This window comes from Anaerofustis stercorihominis (assembly GCF_005844425.1).
In the GTDB taxonomy this organism is placed as follows: Bacteria; Bacillota; Clostridia; order Eubacteriales; family Anaerofustaceae; genus Anaerofustis; species Anaerofustis butyriciformans.
Map to the genome: position 1 here is coordinate 40,254 of NZ_SPHL01000011.1, position 10,541 is coordinate 50,794.

Sequence of the window (10,541 nt, forward strand, 5' to 3'; positions counted from 1 at the left end):
AGAGTTGAAAGAATATAAGAATAATATTTGTAATGTAGATTTTGTTATTTTTAGAACGGGATTTAGTAAATATTTTAACAGTGAAAAATATATTCATCATCCTTATTTATCAAAAGAGGTTGCCTTAAATTTAATTCAAAATAATATTCAAATATGTGGAATTGATGCTTTTAGTTTAGATTCTACATCTAATCCTTCTGATTGGGCGGCTCATGATAATTTATTAAAAAATGATATTTTAATTGTAGAAAATTTAAATAATTTGGATTTGCTTAAAGATAATAAAATATATGAATTCCATTTTGTAGCTCTTAAATTAAATAAGTTAGATGCTTCTCCAATTAGGGCTTTTGCAATAGATGGTTAAATATATAAAAATTTTATAAGGAGAAAATTATGGATTATATAAAAGAATATAATAGATTTTTAAGTAGTAATTTGATTGATGAAGAATCAAAAAAAGAATTATTAAACATTAAAGATAATAATACTGAAATTGAATATAGATTTTCAAAACTTCTTGATTTTGGAACTGCGGGACTTAGAGGTGTTATGGGTATTGGAATAAATATGATGAATATATATACCATAAGGCACACTACATTTTCTCTTGGAAAAGTTATTTTAAATGAAGGAGAAGAAAAAAGAGGCGTTGTTATTTGCCATGACCCGAGAAATAATTCTGATAAATTTGCTCTTGAAGCAGCTCTTACTCTATGTAATATGGGTATAAAAGTTTATTTGTTTGATGACCTTAGACCAACTCCGGAGCTTTCTTTTGCTATAAGGCATCTTAAAGCAATTTCAGGAATAAATATAACAGCTTCACATAATACAAAGGAATATAACGGATATAAAGTTTATTGGGAAGACGGAGCTCAGCTTTCTCCAGATATGGCACATAAAGTTCATGAGAATATGATAAAGATAGATGTTTTAAGTGATATTAAAATTATGGAAAAAGACGAAGCTGTAAAAAAGGGACTACTTAAAATTATTGGAGAAGATATTGATAATATTTATTTGGAAAAAGTATTATCAGAAAGCGAGTATTCAAAATATACAATAAAGCATAAAGATGATTTTAAAGTAGTATATACACCTTTTCATGGGTGTGGATATAAATTTGTGCCATATGTGCTTTCAAAAATAGGGCTAGATAATATTATAAAAGTTGAAAGTCAAATGGTTTTAGACGGAAATTTCTCAACGGTTAAATCTCCTAATCCGGAAAATGCAGATGGGTTTAATGAGGCTATTAAGGTTGCTAAAAAAAATAATGCAAATATAATAATAGGAACTGACCCTGATGCAGACAGAGTAGGGGTTATGGCAAAAGATAAAGACGGAGAATATAAAGTTATAACCGGTAATCAAGTCGGAGCTTTGCTTCTTGAATATATAATAATGGCAAAGAAAGAAAAGGCAGAATTTGAAAATAATTTTGCAATTACAAAAAGTATTGTAACTACAAATATAGTTGACGAAATATGTAAAAAGAATAACGTTAAACTTTATGAAGTTTTAACAGGCTTTAAATTTGTAGGTAAGAAAATAAAAGAAATTGAAGAAGAAGGTATATACAAATTTATATATGGATTTGAAGAAAGTATAGGTTATTTAAAGGGAAGTTATGCAAGGGATAAAGACGGAATAGTTACTTCGATGCTTGTTTGTGAAATGGCTTGTTACTATTATGATAAAGGAATGGATTTATTTGATGCTCTAAACTGCTTATATGAAAAATACGGTTACTTCGATGAGCTAACGGAAAGTATTTATATGGAAGGTTTAGATGGGGAAGAGAGAATAAAAAACATAGGGGTAAAATTAAGAAAAGATATTCCTACAAATTTTAGTGGTACTAATGTAATAAGAGTAAGAGATTATCAAAACCATATCATTACAAATTTAAAAACAAGAGAAAAAGAAAAGCTTAATGAAGTTACTTCTGATGTTTTGTTTTTTGAACTTGAAGATGGATGCGATATAATTTGTCGTCCAAGCGGAACTGAACCAAAAATAAAATTATATATTTTATCAAAAGGAAGTTCTGTGAAAGATGCAAAATATAAATCTAGAAAATATATGAAATCAATCAAAGAAATGATTTAAAAACACCGATGAAACGAAAAGTTGCATTATTATAATAATGGGTAGCAGACTTTTAATATGCTTTTTTATATGATTATAAAAAAGGAGGCAAGTATGAATTTTGGAGAAAAATTAAAAAGTCTTAGAATTAAAAATGAATACTCTCAGGAAACTTTAGCAGAAATGATTAATGTTTCAAGGCAGGCTGTTACTAAATGGGAAAATGGAAATGGAATGCCCGATATAGAAAATTTAAAATTAATAGCTGATATTTTTGATGTAACAATAGATTCACTTGTTAGAGATGAAGAGGAAATTGATACATTAGATGAAAGTTTTTGTTTTAATTTTGCTCTTTATACGGGGATTATTTTCTTTTGTATAGGATTTTTATTAAATAGTTTTTTGGATGCAGTTGATATTATTTTCTTTCCCATAATAGGAGGAATTATAGGATATATTATAGGATATTTGATTATAAAAGTGAAGAATAAAAAATAACTCATATTTTGAGTTATTTTTTATTTTAATTTATATTTTCCTTTTCCTGTTTTTTCTATTTGTCCGCTTTGACAAAGTTTTGTTAATACTCTTTGTAGTTGTCTTCTACTGCATCGAAGTTTTAAAGCACTTGCGTCTATTCCTTCAAGTTTATTTGAGGGCGATATGTTTTTTAGGTACAATAAAACTCTCTGTTCAACGGTTTCTGCTGCAGCTTCCACAAAAGCAAAAAATTGTAATTTTTCACTATATGAACGGAGTAATAAATGTAAAAAAGGAATATCATTTTCAAGTTCTTTCTTATATTTTTTTATTGATAATGCAAGACAAGTCACATCTGTTGCTGCATCCGTAAAAAAAGGGGGATTTCCCTGGTTTGTGAATTCTATATCACCTATTATTATAGGGGCTTTTTGCTGGTTTACAGGAGAGATTGTTCCGTTGTCTCTTAAACCATATATTCTGATTATTCCATCGGTTATGAATAATATATCATCGAGTTTTTTGTCTGGTGATGTTATTTGTTCGCCTTTATCATATTTATATATTACGAATTTTAAATTTTCGGTAGAAAAATATTTTTTTATATTTGTCTTTTTAAGTATTTTTTCTATTTGTTTTAGATCGTTTATTTTTTTCATTTTAATTACTATCTCCTTTAGCTATTGTGACATATGGCACAGAAAAAATCAACTTAATATATTAAAATAAATTGAAATTGAATTAAGGAGAATTTAAGATTATTATGGATAGTAAGATATTTAATGATGAAAAAGTATCGAGAGCATATATAAAATTATCCTTACCACTTGTTTTTAGTATGGTAATAACACTTATATATAATTTAGCGGATACTTTTTTTGTTGCTCAAACTAACGATACGAATATTGTTGCAGGTGTGTCTCTGGGTATGCCGTTGTTTACATTGTTGATGGCTGTTGGTAATATTTTTGGACAGGGCGGAGCGTCTTTAATATCAAGACTTCTTGGAAGAAAAGATGAAATATCAGTAAGACAAGTAAGCTCTTTTTGTTTTTATATTACGATTATAACAGGTCTTATAATAACATTATTAATGCTTATATTTCGTATTCCCCTTCTTTATATAATCGGAGCAAATGAAGAAACATTTTTTCATGCATCAAATTATTATTTTTATTTAGCCATCGGTGCTCCTGCAATAATGCTTTCGTTTATTCATTCAAATCTTTTGCGTTCTGAGGGGATGTCTAAAGAATCAATGGCAGGGACAATAATCGGTGCATTGGTAAATATAATTTTGGATCCTATTTTTATATCTTATTTTGGATGGGGTGCAGGAGGTGCCGCAATTGCGACAGTAATAGGTTATATATTTACGGATATTTTCTTTATATTTATAGTATTGAAAAAAAGTAAAATATTATCAGTTAATTTTAAAGAATTAAAAATACCATTAAAACATGTATGGCAAATTCTTGGAATAGGTATTCCTGCGGCTATTGTAAATCTTATGCAGAGCGTAAGTGTGGTTTTAATGAATCAATTTCTTCTTCCTTATGGAAATGACAAAATTGCCGCAATGGGGATAGTATTAAAAGTAAGCATGATTGCTCTTTTGCTTTTAACAGGACTTGCTTTTGGAGGAGAGCCTCTGTTTGGTTATTACTATGGTGCAGGAGATAAAAAACGTCTTGTTAAGTTATTAAAATTTTGTCTTTATTTTATAAGCATTGTCGCAATAGCCATTACAGCTGTTATATTCATTTGTGCTCCAATGATGATTAAATGTTTTATGAATAATCAAAGTATTATTGAGCAGGGAACTATAATGCTTCGTTTTCAGGTTATAACAATGGTTTTTGTTGGGCTAATACTTTTAATGACTATAATATTTCAATCTATGGGTAAAGTTGTAGGCTCTTTTATTCTATCAATAAGCCGTCAAGGTATTATCTTTTTAGCTGTATTAATTATATCTTATCATGTTGCAGGATATATGGGTATAATTATGTCACAGGCAATTTCTGATGGTTTGACCGTTATAATTGCTTTTATATTATTTTATAAGCAGCTTTATAAAGAATTTTTTTAATATTTGATAATTTTTGTGCATTTTTATTTAATCTATAATTTTATATTATAAGAACTCAGACAAAATCTGAGTTCTTTTTTATAACCATTCGTTGTGTTTTTTTGTATAGTTTTTATTTTTGTAAAGTTCAAAATTGATAACGAATAAATTTTATTATTGATTCATAAACAAAAACCGATAAATTATACACATTTATATAAATATAATTTCTATAAAAGGAGGCGTATTATGTTTTTTAATGTAGAGGTTGATGAAATTATAGAAATGTTACATAGTGATAAAGAAAAAGGGCTAAGCGAAGAAGAAGCAAATTTAAGGCTTGAAAAATATGGAGAAAATATTTTAATTGAGGAAAAAAGAAATACTTTTTTAGATATCTTTTTATCTCAATTTCAGGATTTTCTTATTATTGTTCTTTTAATTGCTGCTGCTGTTTCTTTTTTTATAGGAGAGGGAAGAGATGCAATTATGATACTAGTTATAGTAATAGTAAATGCGTTAATAGCATCTTTCCAAGAATATAAGGCAGATAATGAACTTGAGGCATTAAAAGAGCTTAGTGTTAACGAAGCAAAAATAATAAGAGATGGACAAGTTATAAAAGTTCCTTTTAATAAAGTTGTTGTGGGAGATATAGTTTATGCCGAAAGCGGTGATTTAATTGCCGCAGACGGAAGAATTATAAAAAGCAATAATTTGAAAATAGATGAATCTTCTCTTACAGGAGAAAGTATCCCAATAGACAAAGATAATAAAATTATAAAAGAAGAGAAAGTTGCTCTTGCTGAAAGACGTAATATGGTATATTCTTCGGGAATTGTAACTTATGGAAATTGTACATATATTGTAACGGCTACAGGTATGGACAGCGAAATAGGCAAGGTTGCCAAGATGATTACATCGCAAGGGGAGAATATAACTCCAATGGCAAAAAAGACAAAAGAAATAGGAACTGTTCTTTCTCTTGGATGTTTAGGGATTTGTATTGCTATTTTTATTATAGGTTTTATTCATTGTAATAAACCTTTAAATATGTTTATGACAAGTGTTTCTCTTGCTGTCGCCGCAATACCAGAAGGTCTTCCCAGTGTAATAACCATTGTTCTTTCTATAGGTATAACAAGGCTTAGTAAAAAAGGTGCTATTATAAGAAAAATGCATGCCGTTGAAACGCTCGGAAGTGCAAACGTAATATGTTCAGATAAAACAGGAACATTAACACAGAATAAAATGAGTGTGGAAAAAGTTTATATTGCAAATAGAATTATAGATAAAGATGAGTTTTCTACAAATAAAAGCATAGCTTTTAAAATGCTTATTAATGTTGCGTATGATTGTAACGATGCAAATCTTTATTATGATGAAAAAGGTAAAGAAGTTAAAATAGGGGATAGCACTGAGGTTGCATTGGTTAGACTTGCAAAAGAAAGTGGAATAGAAAGAGAAAGGAAAATTAGATTTGACGAACTTCCTTTTGATTCTAAAAGGAAAATGATGAGCTGCATTTATAGGGAAGATAATAAGTATATCGTGTATGTAAAAGGGGCTAGCGATGTTTTGATAAATAAATGCTCTCATTATGTTTGTGAATCTAATGTAAAGAAAATAACTGATGATTTAAGAGAAGATTTTTTATCTCAAGTGGACAAGCTCTCAATGGAAGCATATAGAGTTATGGGGTATGCTTATAAAGTTTTGGATAATTTACCTGATAAAGAAAATGTAGAAGATAATCTCATTTTTGTAGGTCTTACGGCTATGATTGATCCTCCAAGGGAGGAGGTATTTGAATCAATTGAAACTTGTAAAAAAGCAGGAATAAAACCTGTTATGATTACGGGAGATCATAAACTTACAGCTGAAGCTATTGCAAAAAAACTTGGAATATTGAAAAATGATGAAGAATGTATAAGTGGATTGGAACTTGAACATTTAAGTGATAAAGCACTTGAGAAAAGAATAAATAATATAAGTGTTTATGCAAGAGTTACACCGAAAGATAAAGTAAGGATTGTTAAAGCTTATCAAAAAAGTGGTAATATTGTTGCAATGAGTGGAGATGGCGTTAATGATGCTGCAGCACTTAAAAAAGCAGATATAGGATGTGCAATGGGAATAACAGGGACGGATGTTGCAAAAAGTGCCTCTGACATGATTTTATGTGATGACAATTTTTCAACAATAGTTATGGCAGTAAAAGAGGGTAGAGGGGTATTCCAAAATATAAAGAAAGCCATACATTTTTTGATTTCTTGTAACATCGGAGAAATTATTACATTGTTTTTTGCAACAATACTTAATTATCCTATGCCTCTACTTCCTATACACATTTTATGGGTAAACTTAGTTACAGATTCGCTTCCTGCACTTGCTCTTGGAGTTGACCCTTCAGAGGAAAATATAATGGAAAAGAAACCTGAAAAGAAGGATAACAATATATTTACTCCTGGTTTTAGCATAAGAGTTATATTTGAAGGATTACTAATTGGTTTCGTTACATTGGTTGGTTTTTGGTTTGGTAATACCTATTATTCTCTTGAGACGGGAAGAACCTTTGCTTTCTTGATACTTTGCTTATCTCAGTTATTTCACACATTTAATGTAAGGGCAATGAATGAAAGCTTGTTTGATAATGCTCCAATGAAAAATAAGGTTCTTATACTTGCAAATATAGTTTCAGCTTTGCTTGCAATAATCATTGTTATAGTTCCATTTTTTAGAGAAATATTTGAATTATCTGCACTTGATCCAAATAAGTGGGACTTTGTTTTAACTTTATCTCTAGTTCCTTTGGTAAGTTCTGAAATCGTAAAACTTGCAAAAGACTTGTTTGTGGAAGAAAATAGTCTTTTGAAACAGGGAAGAAATGATAAACAAAAAAAGACTGCTTAAACAGTCTTTTTTATTTCCATGAATTTTGTATGTTTTCAAGTATTTCTACGTTATGTATTGTCATTTCTTTTGTTATAACATCACTTGTTAATTTGCCTTCCATAATGCAACTATTAAAATGATTAATTTCATATGTCATTTCACATGTAGCAGGATGATAAATTTCTTCATCTTCTCTGTCGTCATAATAGTGTATTGTCATTTTATCAGCTTTATAGAAGTTATCCATTTCAATGTAACCTTCACTTCCGTATATAAACAATTTGTTTAATAATTTAACATATCCTGATATTTTGCTTGTAGCTAGAGTATCATTTCCTATTTTAAAGTTAAGTGTACACTCTTTATCTCCACCAAATTCTTCGCTTTTAAGTCTCATTCCAAAGTACTCGCTTATTGGTTTACCTAAAACATATTCGATATATTCTATGCAATATACTGCATTTGTAAAAAATACTCCACCACCTTTTGATAAATCAAGAGTCCAGGCATTATAATCTCCAGGGAAAGAAGTCGCAAAATCCATAAGACCTATTTCACCGATTTGTTTTTCTTTGATTATTTCTTTTACTTTATTTGTAACAGGAAGGAATACTTCTTTTTGTGCTTCTGCTAAAAATAGATTTTTTTCTTTTGCAAGTTCAAATAATTCTTCTGCTTGTTTTTTTTCTAAAACCAATGGTTTTTCGCAAACTACATGTTTGCCTGCGTTTAATGCATCTTTAATATTTTGATAATGAGCAAAGTTTATAGTTGCTATATATATTACATCAACTTCATCATCATTATATAATTCTTCATAGCTTCCGTAGTATTTTCCTATATTTAATTCTTCTGCTTTTTGTTTTGCTTTTTCTTCTCCTCTTGAAGCTATTGCAACAACTTCTCCGTTTTCGCTTTCTCTTACACCTTTTACAAATCTTGGAACTATCGACGCTGTGCTTAATATCCCATATTTAACCATTTTACTATCTCCTCATATTTTATATAGATAATTATACACTAAATAGATTTATTACTAAAGTATAACTTCTTGAATTTGAATAATTTAAAGGGTATAATTATATAATAAATTTTTAAGATAAGGGATGATAAAAATGATTATAGCGTTTACCGGAGCAGGTATATCAAAACAAAGTAATATTCCAACTTTTATGGAAAGACCTGATGTAAGAGAAAAACTGTTTAGAGATTTTGCCATATTACATCCAAAAGAATATAACGAAACAATCAGACAATTAAAAGCAAATATGAATGGAGCTGAGCCTAATGATGCTCATTATGCTTTAAGTGAATACAATATTCCAATTATTACAATGAATATAGATGGACTCCATACAAAAGCGGGAAGTGAACCTTTAGAACTTCATGGGGGGCTGCCTGAAGATGACGAAATGGATATAGCATATAAATTACGTAATAAGCCTGTTTTATATGGAGATCCTGCACCAAATTACCAAAAGGCTTATGAACTTGTTTCTACAATGAAACCTGGCGATGTGTTTCTTGTTATAGGCTGTTCTTATCATACAGCTATCGCTTGTGATTTAAGAGAAGTAGCAAAAAGCAGAGGTGCAAAAATTGTAGAGATACAAGAAGATGCTCAAAAAAATGTAAGAAAAGTATTAGAAGAATTGACAAAATAAAAAATAATATCTTGGGAAAGAATATTATTATATTGTTTTCTTAGGAGGTAAGATTATGAAAGACGATTATTTGCAAGGTATATTGGTTGCCAATAAGAAACTTGGCGTTCTTGGTTGTAGTCAAGATGTATTTACACAACTTGAAAAATACAATGATGAATTTTTAGATGACCTTTTAAATGCTCTTGTAAAGTTTACAATGATTGAAACAAACGGTGTTGTAAATAAGTTTGCAAGATATGATACTTGTGTAGGTAATATTACAATATATACTAAAAAAGGACCAAATGACGAAGTGTATACAAATATATTATTTTCCGGAGAGATTATTTAGATTATGAAATATATAAAAACTGACTTTAAAGTACCTTACTATAACATGGCTTTTGAAAATTATGTAATGAATAATGATAAGTTCGATGATGATTATTTCTTTTTTTATATTCACGTTCCTTCAATTATAGTTGGGAAACATCAAAATACAATCGAAGAAATAAACAGTGAATATGTAGAAAAGAATAATATTATTGTTGCAAGAAGGAATACAGGAGGAGGAGCAGTATATCATGATGAAGGAAATTTGAATTTTTCTTTCATTACAACAAAAAAAGATGATATAAAAGAAATTGATTTTGAAAAATATACTACTCCTATAATAAAAGCATTAAGGAAACTGGGAATTGATGCTGTATTAAGCGGAAGAAACGACATACTTGTTGATGGAAAAAAAATAAGTGGAAATGCGCAGTGTATGAACAAAAAGAAAGTGTTACATCATGGAACTATAATGTTTGATGTTAATGTTGAAGCACTTGTTAATGCTTTAAATGTCAGTGATATAAAGATAACTTCAAAGGCAATAAAATCCGTAAGAAGCAGGGTTTTGAATATTAAAGATATGATAAACAGAGATATGGATATTTATGAATTTAAGGATTTTATTTTAAATGAAATATATAACAATGAGGATATTGATGAATACATACTTTCAAAGGAAGATATCGAAAATATAGAAAAACTGGTTAAAGAAAAGTATGGAACCTGGGACTTTAACTATGGATATTCGCCTAAATTTACAATAAAAAATAAAAAGAAAATAGAGGGCGTAGGTATAATTGATATCATGCTTGATATAAAAGACGGACTTATAAATGATATTAATATAAGCGGAGATTACTTTTCTGTTAAAGAAACAAAAGAGCTTGAAGATAATTTAAAAGGGATAAGATATAAAAAAGAAGATGTATTTAAACTTTTAAGTAATATAAATATATCTGATTATATTATAAATATTAAAAATGATGATTTTATTAAAATTTTATTTAATGAAAAAG

10 protein-coding genes are annotated in these 10,541 nt (G+C 28.8%); 8 read left to right on the forward strand and 2 right to left on the reverse strand.

Features of this window, described 5'->3' with window-relative positions; genetic code table 11:
• From FGQ49_RS04690 to FGQ49_RS04700, 3 genes are all read left to right on the forward strand, one after another.
• Window positions 1-367: cyclase family protein (locus FGQ49_RS04690; RefSeq protein WP_195323108.1), on the forward strand; the 367-nt coding region annotated here is incomplete at its 5' end.
• 29 nt (window positions 368-396) lie between these two features.
• The gene (locus FGQ49_RS04695) at window positions 397-2,115 is read left to right on the forward strand and encodes a phospho-sugar mutase (RefSeq protein WP_138268715.1); all 1,719 of its coding nucleotides are present in this window, start codon (window positions 397-399) and stop codon (window positions 2,113-2,115) included.
• A gap of 93 nt (window positions 2,116-2,208) precedes the next feature.
• Window positions 2,209-2,595 (forward strand): helix-turn-helix domain-containing protein, encoded by a 387-nt coding sequence (locus FGQ49_RS04700; protein ID WP_207669789.1) that lies wholly within the window; start codon window positions 2,209-2,211, stop codon window positions 2,593-2,595.
• Window positions 2,596-2,615: 20 nt separating this feature from the next.
• Here FGQ49_RS04700 and FGQ49_RS04705 read toward each other — a convergent pair whose 3' ends face one another.
• Window positions 2,616-3,236: a Crp/Fnr family transcriptional regulator gene (locus FGQ49_RS04705; RefSeq protein ID WP_138268717.1), complete on the reverse strand. Its 621-nt coding sequence runs from the start codon at window positions 3,234-3,236 to the stop codon at window positions 2,616-2,618.
• 104 nt (window positions 3,237-3,340) lie between these two features.
• On the opposite strand from FGQ49_RS04705, the gene FGQ49_RS04710 reads away from it, so the two are divergent.
• Together FGQ49_RS04710 and FGQ49_RS04715 are read left to right on the forward strand one after the other, a co-directional pair.
• A complete protein-coding gene (locus tag FGQ49_RS04710; RefSeq protein WP_138268718.1) occupies window positions 3,341-4,669 on the forward strand; it encodes an MATE family efflux transporter in 1,329 nt (442 codons plus the stop codon).
• A 228-nt stretch (window positions 4,670-4,897) separates the two neighbouring features.
• Window positions 4,898-7,561, forward strand: a complete 2,664-nt coding sequence (locus FGQ49_RS04715; protein ID WP_138268719.1) for a calcium-translocating P-type ATPase, PMCA-type — start codon at window positions 4,898-4,900, stop codon at window positions 7,559-7,561.
• Window positions 7,562-7,571: 10 nt separating this feature from the next.
• Here FGQ49_RS04715 and FGQ49_RS04720 read toward each other — a convergent pair whose 3' ends face one another.
• Window positions 7,572-8,525, reverse strand: coding sequence for a Gfo/Idh/MocA family protein (locus FGQ49_RS04720; protein WP_138268720.1), 954 nt, complete (start codon window positions 8,523-8,525; stop codon window positions 7,572-7,574).
• 133 nt (window positions 8,526-8,658) lie between these two features.
• Here FGQ49_RS04720 and FGQ49_RS04725 point away from each other — a divergent pair, with 133 nt between their 5' ends.
• From FGQ49_RS04725 to FGQ49_RS04735, 3 genes are all read left to right on the forward strand, one after another.
• Window positions 8,659-9,207: a Sir2 family NAD-dependent protein deacetylase gene (locus tag FGQ49_RS04725; RefSeq protein WP_207669790.1), complete on the forward strand. Its 549-nt coding sequence runs from the start codon at window positions 8,659-8,661 to the stop codon at window positions 9,205-9,207.
• A gap of 55 nt (window positions 9,208-9,262) precedes the next feature.
• Window positions 9,263-9,541 carry a hypothetical protein gene (locus tag FGQ49_RS04730; protein WP_138268722.1) on the forward strand — a complete coding sequence of 93 codons (279 nt, stop codon included), beginning with the start codon at window positions 9,263-9,265 and terminating at the stop codon, window positions 9,539-9,541.
• A gap of 3 nt (window positions 9,542-9,544) precedes the next feature.
• The coding region (locus FGQ49_RS04735; RefSeq protein ID WP_138268723.1) for a lipoate--protein ligase at window positions 9,545-10,541 on the forward strand (997 nt) is incomplete at its 3' end.

Excerpts from the sequence above, each read along its gene's own strand:
- FGQ49_RS04695 (WP_138268715.1), top strand. The coding sequence starts at position 397 with ATGGATTATATAAAAGAATATAATAGATTTTTAAGTAGTAATTTGATT.
- FGQ49_RS04700 (WP_207669789.1), top strand. The coding sequence starts at position 2,209 with ATGAATTTTGGAGAAAAATTAAAAAGTCTTAGAATTAAAAATGAATAC.
- FGQ49_RS04705 (WP_138268717.1), bottom strand. The coding sequence starts at position 3,236 with ATGAAAAAAATAAACGATCTAAAACAAATAGAAAAAATACTTAAAAAG.
- FGQ49_RS04710 (WP_138268718.1), top strand. The coding sequence starts at position 3,341 with ATGGATAGTAAGATATTTAATGATGAAAAAGTATCGAGAGCATATATA.
- FGQ49_RS04715 (WP_138268719.1), top strand. The coding sequence starts at position 4,898 with ATGTTTTTTAATGTAGAGGTTGATGAAATTATAGAAATGTTACATAGT.
- FGQ49_RS04720 (WP_138268720.1), bottom strand. The coding sequence starts at position 8,525 with ATGGTTAAATATGGGATATTAAGCACAGCGTCGATAGTTCCAAGATTT.
- FGQ49_RS04725 (WP_207669790.1), top strand. The coding sequence starts at position 8,659 with ATGATTATAGCGTTTACCGGAGCAGGTATATCAAAACAAAGTAATATT.
- FGQ49_RS04730 (WP_138268722.1), top strand. The coding sequence starts at position 9,263 with ATGAAAGACGATTATTTGCAAGGTATATTGGTTGCCAATAAGAAACTT.